Source organism: Bradyrhizobium sp. TM233 (assembly GCF_036247965.1).
Lineage (GTDB): Bacteria > Pseudomonadota > Alphaproteobacteria > Rhizobiales > Xanthobacteraceae > Bradyrhizobium > Bradyrhizobium ottawaense.
In genome coordinates, this window is the sequence record NZ_BTIG01000013.1 from 156851 (window position 1) to 174178 (window position 17328).

18 protein-coding genes and 1 tRNA gene are annotated in these 17328 nt (G+C 63.5%); 8 read left to right on the forward strand and 11 right to left on the reverse strand.

Annotated features, from left to right (window positions below; genetic code table 11):
• Nucleotides 1-2: 2 nt before the first annotated feature.
• The 7 genes from AABA86_RS24695 to AABA86_RS24725 all read left to right on the forward strand — a co-directional run bounded on the left by AABA86_RS24695 (nucleotide 3) and on the right by AABA86_RS24725 (nucleotide 7982).
• Nucleotides 3-713 carry an LptA/OstA family protein gene (locus AABA86_RS24695; RefSeq protein WP_338308744.1) on the forward strand — a complete coding sequence of 237 codons (711 nt, stop codon included), beginning with the start codon at nucleotides 3-5 and terminating at the stop codon, nucleotides 711-713.
• A gap of 221 nt (nucleotides 714-934) precedes the next feature.
• Complete coding sequence (gene lptB / locus AABA86_RS24700) at nucleotides 935-1942, forward strand: LPS export ABC transporter ATP-binding protein (RefSeq protein WP_338308745.1); 1008 nt, start codon at nucleotides 935-937, stop codon at nucleotides 1940-1942.
• Between the two features lie 90 nt (nucleotides 1943-2032).
• Nucleotides 2033-3655: an RNA polymerase factor sigma-54 gene (gene rpoN / locus AABA86_RS24705; RefSeq protein ID WP_212243402.1), complete on the forward strand. Its 1623-nt coding sequence runs from the start codon at nucleotides 2033-2035 to the stop codon at nucleotides 3653-3655.
• A 201-nt stretch (nucleotides 3656-3856) separates the two neighbouring features.
• Nucleotides 3857-4459 (forward strand): ribosome hibernation-promoting factor, HPF/YfiA family, encoded by a 603-nt coding sequence (gene hpf, locus AABA86_RS24710; RefSeq protein WP_338308746.1) that lies wholly within the window; start codon nucleotides 3857-3859, stop codon nucleotides 4457-4459.
• 221 nt (nucleotides 4460-4680) lie between these two features.
• Nucleotides 4681-5142 (forward strand): PTS IIA-like nitrogen regulatory protein PtsN, encoded by a 462-nt coding sequence (gene ptsN / locus AABA86_RS24715; RefSeq protein WP_338308747.1) that lies wholly within the window; start codon nucleotides 4681-4683, stop codon nucleotides 5140-5142.
• Nucleotides 5143-5632: 490 nt separating this feature from the next.
• Nucleotides 5633-6946, forward strand: a complete 1314-nt coding sequence (locus tag AABA86_RS24720) for an O-antigen ligase family protein (protein ID WP_212243404.1) — start codon at nucleotides 5633-5635, stop codon at nucleotides 6944-6946.
• 13 nt (nucleotides 6947-6959) lie between these two features.
• A complete protein-coding gene (locus tag AABA86_RS24725) occupies nucleotides 6960-7982 on the forward strand; it encodes a glycoside hydrolase family 5 protein (RefSeq protein WP_338308748.1) in 1023 nt (340 codons plus the stop codon).
• Nucleotides 7983-8418: 436 nt separating this feature from the next.
• Here AABA86_RS24725 and AABA86_RS24730 read toward each other — a convergent pair whose 3' ends face one another.
• From AABA86_RS24730 to AABA86_RS24765, 8 genes are all read right to left on the reverse strand, one after another.
• Nucleotides 8419-8691 (reverse strand): DUF1150 family protein, encoded by a 273-nt coding sequence (locus tag AABA86_RS24730; RefSeq protein WP_007598581.1) that lies wholly within the window; start codon nucleotides 8689-8691, stop codon nucleotides 8419-8421.
• Nucleotides 8692-8741: 50 nt separating this feature from the next.
• Entirely contained in the window at nucleotides 8742-9167 is a 426-nt protein-coding gene (locus AABA86_RS24735) for an Hsp20 family protein (RefSeq protein WP_018323442.1), read from the reverse strand.
• Nucleotides 9168-9484: 317 nt separating this feature from the next.
• Entirely contained in the window at nucleotides 9485-10573 is a 1089-nt protein-coding gene (locus AABA86_RS24740; protein ID WP_338308749.1) for a sn-glycerol-3-phosphate import ATP-binding protein UgpC, read from the reverse strand.
• 13 nt (nucleotides 10574-10586) lie between these two features.
• Nucleotides 10587-11435 (reverse strand): sn-glycerol-3-phosphate ABC transporter permease UgpE, encoded by an 849-nt coding sequence (gene ugpE / locus AABA86_RS24745; protein WP_091962352.1) that lies wholly within the window; start codon nucleotides 11433-11435, stop codon nucleotides 10587-10589.
• Complete coding sequence (gene ugpA, locus AABA86_RS24750) at nucleotides 11435-12316, reverse strand: sn-glycerol-3-phosphate ABC transporter permease UgpA (RefSeq protein WP_338308750.1); 882 nt, start codon at nucleotides 12314-12316, stop codon at nucleotides 11435-11437. The genes ugpE and ugpA overlap by 1 nt, the downstream gene beginning before the upstream one ends.
• A 50-nt stretch (nucleotides 12317-12366) precedes the next feature.
• Nucleotides 12367-13683 carry a sn-glycerol-3-phosphate ABC transporter substrate-binding protein UgpB gene (gene ugpB, locus AABA86_RS24755; protein WP_212243420.1) on the reverse strand — a complete coding sequence of 439 codons (1317 nt, stop codon included), beginning with the start codon at nucleotides 13681-13683 and terminating at the stop codon, nucleotides 12367-12369.
• A 220-nt stretch (nucleotides 13684-13903) separates the two neighbouring features.
• Nucleotides 13904-15124 (reverse strand): CaiB/BaiF CoA transferase family protein, encoded by a 1221-nt coding sequence (locus AABA86_RS24760; protein ID WP_338308751.1) that lies wholly within the window; start codon nucleotides 15122-15124, stop codon nucleotides 13904-13906.
• 187 nt (nucleotides 15125-15311) lie between these two features.
• A complete protein-coding gene (locus tag AABA86_RS24765) occupies nucleotides 15312-15737 on the reverse strand; it encodes an organic hydroperoxide resistance protein (RefSeq protein WP_018323436.1) in 426 nt (141 codons plus the stop codon).
• A 155-nt stretch (nucleotides 15738-15892) separates the two neighbouring features.
• On the opposite strand from AABA86_RS24765, the gene AABA86_RS24770 reads away from it, so the two are divergent.
• Nucleotides 15893-16354 carry a MarR family winged helix-turn-helix transcriptional regulator gene (locus AABA86_RS24770; protein WP_212243422.1) on the forward strand — a complete coding sequence of 154 codons (462 nt, stop codon included), beginning with the start codon at nucleotides 15893-15895 and terminating at the stop codon, nucleotides 16352-16354.
• A gap of 12 nt (nucleotides 16355-16366) precedes the next feature.
• Here AABA86_RS24770 and AABA86_RS24775 read toward each other — a convergent pair whose 3' ends face one another.
• From AABA86_RS24775 to AABA86_RS24785, 3 genes are all read right to left on the reverse strand, one after another.
• Nucleotides 16367-16609 carry a GIY-YIG nuclease family protein gene (locus tag AABA86_RS24775; protein WP_338308752.1) on the reverse strand — a complete coding sequence of 81 codons (243 nt, stop codon included), beginning with the start codon at nucleotides 16607-16609 and terminating at the stop codon, nucleotides 16367-16369.
• Between the two features lie 134 nt (nucleotides 16610-16743).
• Nucleotides 16744-16819, reverse strand: a tRNA-Ala gene (locus AABA86_RS24780).
• Between the two features lie 92 nt (nucleotides 16820-16911).
• Nucleotides 16912-17319: a TIGR02300 family protein gene (locus AABA86_RS24785; RefSeq protein ID WP_211411279.1), complete on the reverse strand. Its 408-nt coding sequence runs from the start codon at nucleotides 17317-17319 to the stop codon at nucleotides 16912-16914.
• Between the last annotated feature and the right edge of the window lie 9 nt (nucleotides 17320-17328).

Sequence of the window (17328 nt, forward strand, 5' to 3'; positions counted from 1 at the left end):
TCATGATCAGGTCTTTTCCGCGCAATCACACGCGCAATGCCATCTTCAGTGCAGTTGCGCTCGCCGCCACCGTCGCGCTTGCTGCAACCGGCGCCGCATTTGCGCAGAGCACGATGCAGGGCGTGCCCAACGCGATGCAGGGCTTTTCGCAGAACCGCGATCAGCCGATCCAGATCGAAGCCGCCTCGCTCGAGATGCGCGACAAGAAGAAGGAGGCGACCTTCTCAGGCAATGTGAAGGTCGTCCAGGGCGACACCACCATGACCTCGAAGACGCTGGTGGTGTTCTACGAATCGGGCGGCGACAAGCCGGCTACGCCGCAGCCGGCGGCCAAGGCGACCAAGAGCGCGCCGATGCAGTCGGCGCAGCCGGGCCCGGGTGGCAGCTCCTCGATCAAGCGGCTGGAGGCGCGCGGCAATGTTGTGGTCACCCAGAAGGACCAGGTGGTGACGGGCGAGACCGCCGTGTTCGACACCAGGACCAATCTCATCACCATGCTGGGCGGCGGGGGCCAGGTCGTCCTGACGCAGTGCAAGAACGTGCTGCGCGGCGACCGTCTGATGGTCGACATGACGACCGGCGTGTCGCGGGTGGAATCCGACAACGGCCGGGTTCAGGCCCTGCTGCCGCAGGGCGGCGGCAATGATTGCGGTTCGGGCAAGCCCGGCGGGGCGCCGCCTTTGCAATTGCCCGGTGCAACTAAACCGAAATGAATTCAACAGCTTGGTTCGGATGCGGCCGAACCGAGGTTGAAGCTTGGCCGGCGAGACTGTATCTAGCGCGCAGGGCTTTCGAAGCGGGGTCCGCCGCTTTTCGGGCGTGTTTCACTGGGCATGAGACATCCCTTCACTCATGCTGCACCGGCAAATCGAAATGCCTGTGCGGCAGTTGCGCGAATTCGCGCAGGATCGTCGCGAAAGGCTAGAAGGCGGGGATGGTCGATCTCTTCAGCATGTTCCGTCGGCGCCCCGCCAAGCGCGGCCGGCCAGGATTTGCGCGTCAGGACATCACCGCGCTCGGTGACGGCGTCGGCGGGCTCGTGACCAGCCCTATCAGGGACGCGCCGATGGCCCGCGATCAGGCGATACCTGCGCCCGATCAGTTCCAGGGTGACTATCAAGACGACTATCAGGCCGAGGCGCCGCGTCAGCCGGCGGTTCATCCCGTCAGGGCCGCCGCCAAGCCGAACGGCACCGGCGGGCCCCAGCTCCTGAAGCGGCCGGGCTTCCTGGCTGTGCATAGCGTGGAAAAGGCGTTCGGCAGCCGCCAGGTGGTGCGCGGCGTCAGCATCTATGTGCGCCGCGGCGAAGCCGTCGGCCTGCTCGGTCCGAACGGCGCCGGCAAGACCACCGTGTTCTACATGATCACCGGCCTGATCAAGGCCGATCGCGGCGCCATCGAGCTCGACGGCCACGACGTTACCAAGCTGCCGATGTATCAGCGCGCGCGGCTCGGCATCGGCTATCTGCCGCAGGAAGCCTCGATCTTCCGCGGCCTCACCGTCGAGCAGAACATCCGCGCCGTGCTCGAGGTCGTCGAGCCCTCGCGCAAGAAGCGCGAGCAGCAGCTCGATTCGCTGCTCGACGAGTTCAACATCACGCGGCTGCGCAAATCACCCTCGATCGCGCTGTCCGGCGGCGAGCGGCGCCGCGTCGAGATCGCGCGCGCGCTGGCGACGCGTCCGAACTACATGCTGCTCGACGAGCCCTTCGCCGGCATCGACCCGATCGCGGTCGGCGACATCCAGGACCTCGTCCGCCATCTCACCAATCGCGGCATCGGCGTGCTCATCACCGACCACAATGTCCGCGAGACGCTCGGCCTCACCGATCGCGCCTACATCGTCTATGCCGGTGAAATCTTGACCGAGGGGAGCCCGGATGAGATCGTCGCCGATCCGGACGTGCGCCGCCTTTACCTTGGCGAGGAATTCCGCCTCTAGCCCGTTTTTGGGTTTCGTCAAGGCGTGTACATCGGGCCCGGACTAGGATAAGCAAAAATCGGACCAATTTTTGGGAACGGTTCTTGCTTCATGGCGCTCACGCAGAGATTAGAGTTCCGGCAATCGCAGTCGCTGGTCATGACGCCGCAGTTGATGCAGGCGATCAAGCTGCTGCAATTGTCCAATCTCGATCTCACGACCTTCGTGGAAGAGGAGCTCGAGCGTAACCCCCTGCTGGAACGGGCCAATGACGAGGCCCCCGCGGGCGAGGCCCCGGCCGAGGCCGGCCAGTACAGCGATAACGACGATTTCGGCGGTGGAAGTAGCGACGAGCCGGGCGGCGGTCCGGGCGAGGCGTTCGAGCCGGGCCAGGAAGAATGGATGAGCAAGGATCTCGGCACCCGCGCCGAGATCGAGCAGACCCTGGATACGGGCCTGGACAACGTCTTCTCCGAGGAGCCGGCCGAGGCCGCGGCGCGCAACGCCCAGGATGCGGCGCCGACCACCTATACGGAATGGGGCGGCGGTGCCTCCGGCGACGAGGACTACAATCTCGAGGCCTTCGTCGCCGCGGAAACCACGCTCGGCGACCATCTCGCCGAGCAGCTCTCGGTGGCCTTCACCGCCCCTGCGCAGCGCATGATCGGCCAGTATCTGATCGACCTCGTCGACGAGGCCGGCTATCTGCCGCCGGACCTCGGCCAGGCCGCCGAGCGCCTTGGCGCGACGCAAGCCGACGTCGAGGGCGTCCTTGCCGTGCTGCAAAAGTTCGATCCGCCCGGGGTGTGTGCGCGCAATTTGAGCGAATGCCTCGCGATCCAGCTCCGCGAGCTCGACCGCTACGACCCTGCGATGCAGGCCCTGGTCGAGCATCTCGATCTCCTGGCCAAGCGCGACATCGTGGCGCTGCGCAAGCTCTGCGGCGTCGACGACGAGGACATCGCCGACATGATCGGCGAGATTCGCCGCCTCAATCCCAAGCCCGGCATGAAGTTCGGCTCGGCGCGTTTGCAGACCATGGTGCCCGACGTCTATGTCCGCCCGGGTCCCGACGGCGGTTGGCATGTCGAGCTCAACAGCGACACCTTGCCGCGCGTGCTGGTCAACCAGACCTACTATTCCGAGCTCTCGAAGAAGATCGGCAAGGACGGCGACAAGTCCTATTTCACCGACGCGCTCCAGAACGCGACCTGGCTGGTGCGCGCGCTCGATCAGCGCGCCCGCACCATCCTGAAAGTTGCAACCGAGATCGTGCGCCAGCAGGACGGCTTCTTCACCCACGGCGTGGCGCATTTGCGGCCGCTCAATCTGAAGGCCGTCGCCGACGCCATCCAGATGCATGAATCCACGGTGTCGCGCGTCACCGCCAACAAATACATGGCGACCAATCGCGGCACGTTCGAGCTGAAATATTTCTTCACGGCCTCGATCGCCTCGGCCGATGGCGGCGAGGCGCATTCCGCCGAAGCCGTGCGCCACCACATCAAGCAGCTGATCGATTCGGAGGAGCCTGCGGCGATCCTGTCGGACGACACCATCGTGGAACGCTTGCGCGCCTCGGGCATTGATATTGCCCGCCGCACGGTCGCGAAGTACCGCGAAGCCATGCGCATTCCTTCCTCGGTGCAACGTCGCCGCGACAAGCAGAGCGCTCTTGGTAACGTCCTCTCCACCGCGTTGTCCGATCGTTCCCGCAACACCGAGCCAGCCTGATTGCGCTGGCGCGAAATCCCGCTACTCTCGACCTCCCGTCGAGACCGATCCAAGCACGCGCATGATCCGGAAAAGTGGCCAACGGTTTCCCTTCCCGAAAAAGGCCAAACGCGTTTGCGGGGAGATCATGCGCAGGGAATATTCCAGAGGTGCGATGACGTGTCATCGCACCGCGAGCACGTGAACCAAGCGAGGCATCACATGACTCTCAGAATCTCCGGAAAGAGCATCAGCGTCGGCGAGGCCCTGCGCGGCCGCGTTGCCGACCGCACCGACGAGGTGCTGCGCAAATATTTCGACGGCAATTATTCCGGCCACATCACGCTCAGCAAGGACGGCTTCGGCTTCCGCACCGATTGCGCCCTGCATCTCGATTCCGGGATCACGCTCGAGGCCGATTCGAACGCGCCGGATGCCTATGCCAGCGCCGACCAGGCGCTGCTGATGATCGAGAAGCGGCTGCGCCGCTACAAGAACCGGCTCAAGGACCGCTCCGCCCGCAAGGCCCATGTCGCCTCCGAAGCGATGGCTGCGCTCGATGCCACCAGCTACGTGCTCGAGGCGCCGGAGGGCGAGGACGAGGTCACCGGCTACAGCCCCGTCATCATCGCCGAGGCCACCACCTCGCTGAAGCCGCTGTCGGTCAGCGAGGCCGTCATGGAACTCGACCTGAGTGGGGCCCCCTGCCTGGTCTTTCAGCACGGCTCCAGCGGCCGGGTGAACATCATTTACCGCCGGGCCGACGGCAATGTGGGCTGGATCGACCCGCCTGGTGCGAAACCGGACGGCAAGGCGGGCGGTTAGCCAAAAACCGGAGCCCCGTATGATCCCCAGGGCTTAACAATGACCGGGGCAAAGCCGCACGCGGCAGTTGGCACCGGGATTGCGTTGGAGTAGAAGCGCCCCACATCAGGACCGGGGCTAAGTCCCCTTCCTGCTTCACCTTCTCGCGCCGGCCCGGCGTGGTTTCTCTCCAAGCCGGCCAATTCGGAACCTGACGGTTTAATTCACCTCGGAAACCCTCCATGCCGATTACCGATCTGGTCGCACCCGAGGCGATTCTCCCGGCATTGAAGGTCAACAGCAAGAAGCAGGCTCTGCAGGAGCTCGCGGCCAGGGCCGCCGAGCTGACCGGGCAGAACGAGCGCTCCGTGTTCGAGGTGCTGCTGCAGCGGGAGAAGCTCGGCACCACCGCGGTCGGCTATGGCGTTGCCATTCCGCACGGCAAGCTGCCCAAGCTCGAAAAGATCTTTGGCCTGTTCGCTCGCCTCGACCGCCCGATCGATTTCGATGCGATGGACGGCCAGCCGGTCGATCTGGTCTTCCTGCTGCTCGCCCCCGAAGGCGCCGGCGCCGATCACCTCAAGGCGCTCGCCCGCATCGCCCGCCTGTTGCGCGACCAGGACATCGCCAAGAAGCTGCGTGCCTCGCGCGATGCCCAGGCGATTTACTCTGTGCTGGCACTGCCGCCGGCCACCGCGGCGTAACGTCGCCGTCAAAGGCCGGGTCGACTCTGGCCTCCTGGATCGCCAGGCATTGTCGGCGCTCGCCCTGCCCCAAGGGACCTCCAGGTAGACGCTCCGAAAATTGTCCCGCGTGAGACGCACGGCATATTGGGCGGCGCCAGGATCCGCTAAGAGTCGTTCGAAGCTTTGGACTGAGCGGACGTGATTCGGAATGGAAATGCGTCGTTGCGCATTGGCGCGGCGGGGGGAGAGCGGCCCGGGCAACCGGGCCTCGGCCGGCGGATGCCCGGCGTATCGTCCAAAAGCTACGCGCCTCGCGAAACGCCCAGGCGATCCATTCGGTGCTGGCGTTGGAGCCGGCGACGAACCGCCAATCATCGATATCGTTGGGTTCACGCTGCGCTTTTGCTCGAACTGACGTCCGGGCCAATGGAGGCCCGCTCGCGGCGCAAGCCCCGGGAATGTCGACCGCGCGAAGGCGGTCGCGACGCGCGGTAAGGGAACATCAGCCGTGCTTCAGGAAGGTCAGCTCGGGGCCAACCTCCAAATCGCTTCGGATTCCGAGGCATACGAAAGCGCGATCTGGAAAGCGCGCAGCGTCGGCGTGGAGAAGCTTGCCCGAAACGTGATCCGCGGTTCGATCACCGTCAACGTGGTCGCGTCGATGGGGGTCTTCCATCCCGCGCTGCTTCCCGCAGAGTGGAGCTATCTGCAACAGGCCGTTGCGCTCGTGATGTGGAGCATCCTGATCTACGCCAGTGTCTTCGTGCGTCCACGCGTGCGCGTGCAGCTCAATCCCGATCTCATCGCGCTGGTGGCATTCTATGCCCTCGCTGCCATTTCCGTTCTCTGGACCAGTCTCGCCGTTGCGGCGATCATGAAGAGCGCGGCACTTGTGGTGACGACCTTCGGTGCGTACTGCCTCATTACGCGTATCGACATGGACGAGATCGTCGGATCGACGGCCCTCGGGTTCTTCATTCTGGTCGCCGCCTCGGCCTTGTGTGCCGTCTTCGTGCCAGAGATCGGCGTCGACCAGAGCTGGATGCACAATGGCCAGTGGCAAGGAATCTACGAATCGAAGCAGACGCTCGGCTTCATCAGCGCATATCTGATGTTCTTTGCCTGCTATCAGAAGATGACGGGGCAGGGATGGATCGCTTTTCTCGCGACGTTCCTTCTGGCATTGACGTGCGTCATCGCCTCGGAATCCCGCGGTGCCGGCGCCGTTGCCGTTGCCGCGTGTGGACTGCTCGTGACCTCGATGTGGTCGATCCGTTGCATGAGAGTCTATGCGGTTCTGCCGTTCATCATGTGCATCCTGGCCGCCCTGCTGTTCCTGTATTTCTATCTGACGGGGTACGATTCCATCCATCTCGGCGAATCGACCATCGATTTGACCGAGCGGACCTTCATCTGGCAGTACGCCATCAGCCATTTCAACGATGCGCCCCTGCTGGGCTTTGGCATCAACGGATTCTGGACGCGTCCTTCGATTTACGACTATTTCAACCAGAACCATGGCTGGGTGCTCGACAATTATCATAGCGGTTACATCGCGGTGGCGATCGAAACGGGGTTTCTGGGATATTTGCTGTTCGTCGCGAGCGTCTATCTGTTTTCGGAAAAGGTCCTGTATTTGATCGCCACGCGGTCGATCAATCGTTGCCATTGCGCTCTCATCATCGGATTTGTCGTCTTGAGCTTTCAATCGAACTTCACGGAGACGATGTTCCTTCGCTCGACGATGTTCACGTCGGTGCTTCTCGTCGCATGCTTCTTCGCAGTGTGCAGGCCGGTGCCGCAGCAACCCCTGCAGCCATGATGGAGGAAGCAGCTTGAATGCCATCTGCGCCCGCTGGTCGGTGACCTTCCGTCTCACCTTGGCGATAACCATGCTTGCGATCTGCTCTCAGGCCGACGCAGCCGGACAGGGCACCGCGCCCGCTCCAGGAGAGTTGGGGCGCGGCATCAACATCCTTGGCTACGACGGCATCTGGGAGGGAGGCCGGAACGCGCCATTTCGTCTGGACAACCTCACGGCCATCCGAAAGGCCGGGTTCTCGCACGTTCGGATCAATTTCTTCGGCTTCAAGTTCATGGGCCCAGGGAATCTGCTGGATGAAATCGTCTTGAGGCGGCTTGATGCCGTGATCGAGGAGGTGCTCGCCCGGAAGCTCATCCCCATTCTCGACGAGCACGATACGGATACTTGCCAGCGCGACGTGTCCGGATGCGCCGAGAAGCTGAAGGCGTTCTGGACGCAAATCGCCGGGCGCTATGCCGGAAGATATCCGACGCTGGTCTTCGAGGTCCTCAACGAGCCCGGCGGGCAGATGACGTCGACCAGCTGGAACGCGCTTCTGAACGAGTGTCTCGGCATCATCCGCACCGGCAATCCCGGACGGACGGTCATTGCTGCCGTTCTCAACGTCGATGACATGCCGGTCGAGGAACTGGCCCTGCCGTCAGGTGACAGGAACCTCATCGTCACGTTTCACTATTACGCGCCGATACGCTTCACGCATCAGGGTGCGCCGTGGTCCCCAACGTTTTCGCAAATCGGGCCACTCGATTGGGGCACGCCGGAGGACGAACGGAAGGCTCTCGCCGACTTCGAAAAGATCCGGATCTGGTCGGAAAAGGAAAGGCGCCCGATCTATCTCGGCGAGTTCGGCGTGTACGAGCGCGCTCCGGCCGAAGCCCGGACGCGATATCTGTCGTTCGTGGCGCGAAGTGCGGACCGGCTTGGCTGGGCATGGGCCTATTGGCAGTTCGACCATGATTTCGCGGCCTTCGACAGCGCGCGTCAAACCTGGAAGCCGGACGTCATGCGGGCGCTGATGCCGGCGGGGCGTTGAAGCGGGAAAGTTACGTGACCTGAACTCCACCGCGCGATGCGTCGTGCTGCGCCGCGCCGCTTTGCGCTGCGTCGCGTCCGGGGCACGAGAGCTAAGCACGCCGCGGCCTCACACTAGGTCATTTTAATCTAGCGCTTGCTGTTGTTGCGAGGAGTTCTATCCAGCGCCACATGGGGACAAGCGACTAAGCCGCAATCCCGCGTTCCGTAACTGTTCGGTGCGATACGAGCGCGCCCCTTGCGGCTAGTTCAGTATTCCCATGCGCGCGGCTCGCGTCGGCGGTTTACTTAAGCGAGACAAGTCGGACGGGTCCGTGGCTCAATCGATTCAGTCAGATCGCGCTCGCGCTCCGGTTCGAGTTTGCACACGAAATGGAAACGGGCACGCCTTCGCAAGAAGGCATGCCCGCTGGAAACTCTATTCGTGCGACGTGCGCTCAGTGCACGCTGACGGCTTGCAGCTCGTTGCTCCAGGCATTGGCGATCGCAGCTTCCCGGCTGTCGGTCAGCATGATCGGCGTGCCGTCGGCGGCGTGGAGCGCAAAGAGCTTGAGGCCCGGCGCGATTTTCGGCGCTTCGGGAAACAGGCCCGGCACGTCCTCGGAGCGGATCTGTTTCACATAGGCGATATGGCCTTCGCCCAGGGTTGCCAGCGTCTCGGGCGAGACGTTCTTGGCTTCGTATTCGAACGCAACGTGACCTTCACTCATGGTCTCGACTCCTCTGGAACACTAAGCGGTCGAGTCCGCTACTCGTTCCATTATTCGTGCTCATTGATAGCGATTGTCTTAACGATCCTCTCCGGTTCAGGCCGGGCCAGATCGATCGACAACAACCCGTTCTTCAGATCCGCACCCAGCACCAGCATCCCCTCCGCCAGCACGAAGGTGCGCTGGAAGTGGCGCGCGGCGATGCCGCGATGGATGTATTGCCGGGACTTGTCGTCCTGCTGCCGCCCGCGGATCACGAGCTGGTTTTCCTCAATGGTTACATCGAGTTGGTCGCGCGTAAATCCGGCGACCGCCAGCGTGATACGTAAGCGCTCGGGCTGGCCGTCCGCGCCGCCACACCTCTCGATATTGTAGGGAGGGTAGCCGTCGGCGCCTTTGACGACGCGATCGAGCACGCGCTCAATCTCGTCGAAGCCCAGAAGGAACGGACTGGATAACGTGGGAACACGAGACATAGTTTACAAAGTCCTCGCAAAGCGACTTTGGTGCATCAGGGCCCATAGAGGCGCCCCTTGATCAGCAATATGGGCACGTTCCCCTGTGGGTTCAAGCACGTAGCAGAGTGCTGTGGAGGGGCTGGTCGCGCCGCCAGATGCTCCCGAACCGTCATGGCTGGCTTGTCCCGGCCATTCCCGATCTTTATTCGCGGCATCAAGAACGCGGATGCCCGGGACAAGCCCGGGCACGACGAAGTTGCAGGAGAATTACTCCAACGAAAACAAAGCCCCCTCTACTGTGCATGGGGTTGTTTTCGCACTTTTTGGTTGGACCTTCAGCCCTCCAGCCGCGTCCGCCCGTCACCGCTGAACAAATGCAGCTTCGCCCGTAGCGCCGCGACGCGGATTTTCGCGCCGATCGCGGGCGCCTCGGTTCCGGGAATGCGGACGATGATCTCGCCGGGCGGCAGCTCGCCCGGCGTGGCGGCGACACGCTGCTCTTCCTGCTCGCGCGAGCCGTAGACGAAGGTTTCGGCGCCGACGCGCTCGATCGCCTCCACGGTCAGCGGCAAGGCGACGCCGCCGGCCGGTGTCTGGTCGGTGATGACGAAATCTTCCGGGCGGATGCCGAGGATGCCGGCATCGGCCGCCGCGCTGCCCGCAAGCTGCGACCTGATCTCCTCGGGGCGCGTCGACATCAAATTCATCGGCGGCGCGCCGATGAAGGAGGCGACGAAGGTGGTCGCCGGCTTCTCGTAGATCGCCAGGGGATTGCCGACCTGCTCAACCTGGCCGCCGTTCATCACGACGAGAATGTCGGCGAGCGTCATGGCTTCGAGCTGGTCGTGGGTGACGTAGATCGACGTCGTGTTGAGCCGGCGCTGCAATTTGCGGATCTCGACGCGCATCGCGATGCGGAGTTTCGCATCGAGGTTCGAGAGCGGCTCGTCGAACAGAAACACCTTGGGCTGGCGCACGATGGCGCGGCCCATGGCGACGCGCTGACGCTGGCCGCCGGAGAGCTGGCGCGGCTTGCGCTCCAGCATCGGCGACAGCTCGAGCACGCGCGCGGCTTCCTCGACGCGGGCCTTGATCTCGGCCTCCGCCATGCCGCGGTTGCGCAGGCCGTAAGCCATGTTGTTGTAGACGCTCATATGCGGATAGAGCGCGTAGTTCTGGAACACCATCGCGATGTCGCGATCGGCGGGCTCGATTTGGTTGACGATTCGGCCGCCGATGTCGATCTCGCCGCCGGTGACGGTCTCGAGGCCTGCGACCATGCGCAGCAGCGTGGACTTGCCGCAGCCGGAGGGGCCGACCAGCACGCAAAACTGTCCGTCGCCGACATCGACGTTGACGCCCTTGATGGCCTCGAAGCCGCCGGGATAGGTCTTGCGGACGTTGCGCAGGGTAACGTTAGCCATGAAAACTCACTTCTTACTTTTCCGTCTCGACCAGTCCGCGCACGAACAGTTTCTGCATGGCGACGACGACGAACACCGGCGGGAGCATGGCCAGCACGGCGGTTGCCATCACGATCGGCCATTCGGTCAGCGCGTCGGTGGTGGTGATCATCTTGCGGATGCCGACCTGGATGGTCTGCATGTCGTCGCGCGTGGTGATGAGCAGCGGCCAGAGATATTGATTCCAGCCGAGGATGAACAGGATCACGAACAGCGCCGCCATGTTGGTGCGCGACAGCGGCAGCAGCGTATCCCAGAAGAAGCGCAAGGGGCCGGCGCCGTCGATGCGCGAGGCTTCCAGCAGCTCGTCCGGCACGGTCATGAAGAACTGGCGGAACAGCAGCGTCGCGGTGGCCGAGGCGATCAACGGTAGCGCGAGGCCCGCATAGCTGTCGAGCATGTGCAGGTCGGCGACGATCTTGTAGGTCGGATAGATGCGGACCTCGACCGGCAGCATCAGCGTGATGAAGATGATCCAGAAGATCGGCATCCGGAACGGAAAGCGGAAATACACGATCGCATAGGCCGAGATGATCGAGATCGCGATCTTGCCGATCGCGATCAGCAGCGCCATCACCAGCGAGTTCAGCATCATGTTGCCGACCGGCTCGCGGGTCGAGCCGCTCGTGCCGACGAAGATGGTTTGATAATAGGTCTCGAAGAAATGACCGCCCGGCAGCAGCGACATCTGCCCGTTCGCGATCAGCGCGTTGTCCTGGGTCGAGGCGATGAACGCGATGTAGACCGGGAAGGCGACGATCGCGATCCCGATCCAGAGAATGATGTGGGCAACGTAGCGCCGAAAGCCCTCTTCCTCGACCATCAGTAGGTTACCTTGCGTTCGACGAAGCGGAACTGGATTCCCGTGAGCACGATGACCATGATCATCAGGATCACCGATTGCGCCGCGGAGCTGCCGAGATTGCCGCCGAGCAGGCCGTCGGAATAGACCTTGTAGACCAGCGTCTCGGTCGACTTGCCGGGACCGCCGCGGGTCATGGTGTCGATGATGCCGAACGTGTCGAAGAAGGCGTAGACGATGTTGACGACCAGCAGGAAGAAGATGGTCGGCGACAGCAGCGGGAAGGTCACGGTCCAGAACCGGCGCATCGGGCGTGCGCCGTCGATCGCGGCGGCTTCGAGCACGCTCCGCGGGATGCTCTGCAGGCCGGCGAGGAAGAACAGGAAATTGTAGGAGATCTGCTTCCAGGCGGCGGCGAGGATGATCAGGCTGGCGGCTTGGTCGCCGTCGAGCAGCGGATTCCAGTCGATCCCGGCAGCGCGCAAATAGCGCGAGATCACGCCGAGCGAGGGATGCAGCATGAAGATCCAGAGCACGCCGACCACGGGCGGCGCCACCGCATAGGGCCAGATCAAGAGCGTGCGGTACAGCATCGAGCCGCGCAGGGGTTTGTCCGCCATGACGGCGAGCAGCAGCGCAAAGGACAACGACGAGACCGCGATCGCGAACGAGAAGAAGAAGGTCCGGACGATTGCCTCGAAATAGGCGGGGTCCTTGAACAGCTCGATGTAATTGTCGAACCAGACGAAGCTCGTCGACAGACCGAAGGCGTCCTGGAGCAGGAAGGACTGGATGACCGCCTGCAAGGCCGGCCAGTAGAAGAATAGCAGGACGATCGCGAGCTGCGGCGCAACCAGCGCGTAGGGCAATAGCCTGGATTGGAAAATGGCTTGCTTTTGCATGGTGTCCGCCGAAAGCGGCAGGCGGGGTAACCGGCCTGCCGCTCATCGCCTCACTTGACGGCGGTCTTTTCGAACTGCCGCAGCATCGTGTTGCCGCGCTCGACGGCGGCATCCAGCGCCTGCTTGGCGGTCTTCTTGCCGGCCAGCGCCTGCTCGATCTCTTCCGACCAGACGTCACGGAGCTGAACCATGTTGCCGAGGCGCAGACCGCGCGAGTTCTCGGTCGGCTCCTTGTTGGTCAGCTCGAGCAGCGGGGTCTCGAGATAGGGCTGGTCCTTGTAGAAGCCCTCGGCCTTGGCCTTCTCATAGGCCGCCTTGGTGATCGGCAGATAGCCCGAGGCCTTGTGGATGTAGACTTGGCGATCGGTGTCCGAGAGGAAGGTCAGGAATTTCGCGACGCCCTTGTATTCGTCGGCCGGCTTGCCGCCCATGACCCAGAGCGAAGCGCCGCCGATGATCGAGTTCTGCGGCGCGCCCTTTGCCTCCGGATAATACGGCATCGGCACCGCGGTGAAGGCGAACTTGGCCTGGGCCTTGACGTTGCCGAAGAAGGCCGACGAGGTCAGGTAGATCGGGCATTCGCCCGAGGTGAAGCGGCCTTCGCCGGTGTTGGTACGGCCGGCATAGTCGTAGACCTTGGTCTTCTGCAGCTCGACCAGGTTTTCGAGATGCTTGACCTGGAGCGGCCCGTTGAACTCGAGCTTGGTGTCGAAGCCGTCGAGGCCGTTGGCCTTGCTGGCGAGCGGGACGTTGTGCCAGGCGGAGAGCTGCTCGAGATTGACCCAGGTAACCCAGGAGCCGGAGAAGCCGCAGGTGTCATGACCGGCAGCCTTCAGCTTCTTGGCGGCCTCGAACGTTTCGGGCCAGGTCTTCGGGATCGCGACATTGGCCTTCTTCAGCTCGTCGAGATTGACCCACATCACGGTGGACGACGAGTTGAAGGGGAACGACAGCATCTCGCCCTTCGAGGTCGAGTAGTAGCCGGTGATGGCGGGCAGGTAGATCTTGGGATCGAACTTCTCGCCGGCGTCGGCCATCAGCTTGTAGACTGGCTTCACCGCGCCGGTCGCAGCCATCATGGTGGCGGTGCCGACCTCGAACACCTGCATGATGTGCGGCGCGTTGCCGGCACGGAACGCCGCGATGCCCGCGTTCATGGTGTCGGCGTAATTGCCCTTGTAGGTCGGAACGACCTTGAAGTCGCTCTGCGACGCGTTGAAGTCGTTGGCGAGCTTGACGATGACGTCGTTGTTGGCGCCGGTCATCGCGTGCCACCACTGGATTTCCGTCACGGCCAAAGCCGGCGAAGCGCCGAGACCAACCGTGAGTGCAACAGCAGCAGCCGTGCCAAAATGTCGAAGAGCCATCAAGAAAACCTCCCTTGCCCGTCACTAAAGAAGCGCTTGCGCTAGCAGCGCCATATGACGTTCACATGACTGTGTAAGCGGCCGAAACGAAAGCGGCAAGCGCTGGAAAAGGGAAGCCGGCAAATAGGCGAAGACGGAGGGGGCAGCCTCCTCCGTTCGCGCTGCACTATCGTGCCCGCGCCGCACTGCGGCATCATTCGTTGGACGGAGGTGGTGGCCTCTACCGCTTGCGCTCGGGGCCGCAGACGGTGCCCTGCTCGACCATCGCGTCGATCTCGGCCTTGGAGTAGCCGAACTCGCCCAGCACTTCCGCCGAGTGCTGGCTGAATTTCGGCGGCAGGCGGCGCAGGCTCGGCTTGCTGCGGTCGAGCCGGATCGGCGAGGCCACGCCCTTGTACCAGTCCTTCTCGATAATATCGCCGCGCGCGATCGTGTGCGGGTTGGTCAGCGCCTGGTCGATCTTCTGCACGGGACCCGCGGGCAGGCCCGCGGCGAGCAGGCGATTGCACAGCGGCTCGGCCTCGTGCTGGCTGAACACGGCGGCGAGCTCGGCGCGCAGCGCCTCGCGGTTGGCGATGCGGTCCTTGTTGCGGGCAAAGCGCGGATCGGTGCCGAGCTCCGGCTTGCCGATTTCCTTGGCGAGCTTGCGGAAGGTGCCGTCATTGCCGACGCCGATGAAGATGTTGTCGGTCTTGGTCGGGAAGATCGCATAAGGCACGAGGTTTGGATGCTCGTTGCCGGTGAGGCTCGGCGGCTTGCCATGCATGAAATAATTCGCGGTGTGCGGATGCATGATGGCAAGGCCGGTCTCGTACAGCGTCGTCTCCAGGAATTGCCCCTTGCCCGAACGCTGCCGCTCCGACAGCGCCATCAGGATGCCGATCGCCGCGTAGAGGCCGGTGGTGATGTCGACCAGCGGCACGCCGATCCGCATCGGCCCGCTCTCGGGCGAGCCGGTCGCAGCGATCATGCCGGTCATGGCCTGGATGATGGCGTCATAGCCGGGATTGCCGCCGCGCGGGCCGTCGGCGCCGAAGCCGCAGATCCGGCAATGCACGAGGCGCGGAAATTTCTTGCTGAGCACATCGTTGCCGATGCCCCATTTCTCCAGCGTGCCCGGCTTGAAATTCTCGATCAGGACGTCGGCCGTCTCCAGCATCTTGAGCAGCACGATGCGGCCGCCCTCGGAGGCGAGGTCGAGGCCGATCGAGCGCTTGTTCCGGTTGATGCCGACGAAATAGGCCGCGTCCTCCTCGTGGAAGGGAGGGCCCCATTCGCGCACCTCGTCGCCGGCGGGCGGCTCGACCTTGATCACGTCGGCGCCGTGGTCGGCGAGGATCTGGGTGCAGTAGGGACCGCCGAGCACGCGCGTGAGGTCGATGACGCGCAATCCGCTCATTGCGCCCAATGCGGCTTCAGAACTGGCGGCTTCAGAACTCATGCCTTCGCTTCCCTGTGTCGAGATTTGGTCACAGGCCTAGCGAGGTTCGCACAAGCCAGCAATGGCTTGTTGCGTAGGGACGTATGCAGTGCCGGCCGCATGCCGCGGCATGGCAAATCAGGATTGGCGCATCAGCGGAAGCGGCCGGCCCGAGGGGGATCCCGGGCCAGCCAATCCGCCCTTTCGATCAGACGACCGTCAGGCGAACGTCGACATTGCCGCGCGTGGCGTTGGAGTATGGGCACACCTGGTGCGCCTTCTCGACCAGCGCCTCGGCTTCCGCGCGGGCGAGGCCCGGCAGCGAGACGGCGAGATCGATGTCGAGACCGAAGCCGCCCTCGGAGCGCGGGCCGATGCCGACGGTCGAGGTCACGGAGGCGTCGGCGGGAACCTTGGGCCCGCCCTGCGACGACACGAACTTCATCGCGCCGATGAAGCAGGCGGCGTAGCCGGCCGCGAACAGCTGCTCGGGATTGTTGCCGGCGCCGCCGCCGCCGCCGAGCTCCTTCGGCGTGGTGAGCTTGACGTCGAGCGCGCCGTCGAGGGTTGCAGCATGGCCGTCGCGGCCGCCGGTGGCCTTGGCGCTGGTCTTGTAGAGGACGTTCACGGACATTGTCGTCTCCTCGGGTCTTCCGGTTGGGGTACGCTCTGTATCGCAAACAATTAGATTGTGCACAATTGAAATTAGCATGGCTCACATTTAATTGTTCGCAATTGAATGTGCCGCCCGCCGGCCCCAGAATGGGAGGAAATCCCGTGAGATTCTCCATGCCTCGAAGACCTTCGGCAGCGGACGCGCCGCTGCGGCTCGACAACCAGATCTGCTTCGCGGTCTATTCGGCCGCGCACGCCTTCAACCGCGTCTACAAGCCGCTGCTGGACCGGCTCGGCCTGACCTATCCGCAATATCTGGTGATGCTGGTGCTGTGGGAGCGCGACGACGTGCCGGTCAAGGACATCGGCGAGCGGCTGTTCCTGGATTCGGGCACGCTGACGCCGCTGCTCAAGCGGCTCGAGGCCGCCCATCTCGTGAGGCGCACCCGCTCGAGCGAGGACGAGCGTCAGGTCCTGATCGCGCTGACGGCGCAGGGGCAGGCCCTGAAGGAAAAAGCCCGCAGCGTGCCACAGTCGATCCTGGCGGCCTCGGACTGCTCGGTGTCGGAACTGGTGTCGATGAAGGACGAGATCGTCGCGCTGCGGGATCGGCTGAACGCGGTGATCGGGGAGTAGGGGGCGTATCCCTTACGACAGCCGCTTCTTCGTGAAAGCGCGCCCGGAGTGAGACTTCATATACGCCTCGAACGCGAGCGCTTTATGCTTGTCGGGGAAGGCGCAGTACCAGATCAGCTTCCAGGGCTTGAACTTGGCGGTGTGGCTGGATCTGCCGGCATTGTGCTCCGGAATCCGTCGCTTCAAATTCTCGGTAGCGCCAACGTATTCCTGCTCGGGAAATTCAATGCTGCGGAGGATGTAGACGTACCACATCGACGCTATCGCCCGGGTAGCCGTTAGGTGGGGGTCTCACCAGTCCGTCTTCGCCCTTCGGGCTACGCCGGACACCACGCTTCACCCTTCAGGCTTCGCGCGGCTGCGCCACGCGTAGCCCGAAGGGCGAAGCGTGGTGGAGCCAGGCGGGATCGAACCGCCGACCTCTTGCATGCCATGCAAGCGCTCTCCCAGCTGAGCTATGGCCCCTTTAGTCCTTGCGGGGATCCTGGTGGATCACCCGCACCGGCGAGCCCTGGTGACTCGCGCGGTGCACCCTTTTTCACAGATCAGGGCTGATCTCAAGTCTCTTCATCACCTCCGACATCACCAATGATGTCGGTCACGTCCTCATCGCCCTCTTCCTCGTCGGCAATGAAGGTCGAATCATCGTCATCGTCGTCATCGAGGGTCTCATCGACCTCGATATCGTCCTCGGATTCGGGCACGGCGGCCTTGACCTTGCCGGTGTTCTCCTCGGCGTCGGCCTCCTCGAGCGAGACCTCCTCGACCTCTGCCGGCTCCGGCGTGGCGTCCGCCGTCGCTGCGTGCCGGGCTTCGGCGCCGCGGGGCACGCGCGCGGGCGCGACGGGGGCGATCGGCACGACTTCGCCGGTATAGGGCGAGATCACCGGATTCTTGTTGAGGTCATAGAACTTCTTGCCCGTGGTCGGGCAAATACGTTTAGTTCCGAGTTCGGACTTGGCCACGGCAGGAAT

Coding starts and splice junctions, on each gene's coding strand:
- AABA86_RS24695 (WP_338308744.1), top strand. CDS start 3: ATGATCAGGTCTTTTCCGCGCAATCACACGCGCAATGCCATCTTCAGT.
- lptB (WP_338308745.1), top strand. CDS start 935: ATGGTCGATCTCTTCAGCATGTTCCGTCGGCGCCCCGCCAAGCGCGGC.
- rpoN (WP_212243402.1), top strand. CDS start 2,033: ATGGCGCTCACGCAGAGATTAGAGTTCCGGCAATCGCAGTCGCTGGTC.
- hpf (WP_338308746.1), top strand. CDS start 3,857: ATGACTCTCAGAATCTCCGGAAAGAGCATCAGCGTCGGCGAGGCCCTG.
- ptsN (WP_338308747.1), top strand. CDS start 4,681: ATGCCGATTACCGATCTGGTCGCACCCGAGGCGATTCTCCCGGCATTG.
- AABA86_RS24730 (WP_007598581.1), bottom strand. CDS start 8,691: ATGAGTGAAGGTCACGTTGCGTTCGAATACGAAGCCAAGAACGTCTCG.
- AABA86_RS24735 (WP_018323442.1), bottom strand. CDS start 9,167: ATGTCTCGTGTTCCCACGTTATCCAGTCCGTTCCTTCTGGGCTTCGAC.
- AABA86_RS24740 (WP_338308749.1), bottom strand. CDS start 10,573: ATGGCTAACGTTACCCTGCGCAACGTCCGCAAGACCTATCCCGGCGGC.
- ugpE (WP_091962352.1), bottom strand. CDS start 11,435: ATGGTCGAGGAAGAGGGCTTTCGGCGCTACGTTGCCCACATCATTCTC.
- ugpA (WP_338308750.1), bottom strand. CDS start 12,316: ATGCAAAAGCAAGCCATTTTCCAATCCAGGCTATTGCCCTACGCGCTG.
- ugpB (WP_212243420.1), bottom strand. CDS start 13,683: ATGGCTCTTCGACATTTTGGCACGGCTGCTGCTGTTGCACTCACGGTT.
- AABA86_RS24760 (WP_338308751.1), bottom strand. CDS start 15,124: ATGAGTTCTGAAGCCGCCAGTTCTGAAGCCGCATTGGGCGCAATGAGC.
- AABA86_RS24765 (WP_018323436.1), bottom strand. CDS start 15,737: ATGTCCGTGAACGTCCTCTACAAGACCAGCGCCAAGGCCACCGGCGGC.
- AABA86_RS24770 (WP_212243422.1), top strand. CDS start 15,893: ATGCCTCGAAGACCTTCGGCAGCGGACGCGCCGCTGCGGCTCGACAAC.
- AABA86_RS24775 (WP_338308752.1), bottom strand. CDS start 16,609: ATGTGGTACGTCTACATCCTCCGCAGCATTGAATTTCCCGAGCAGGAA.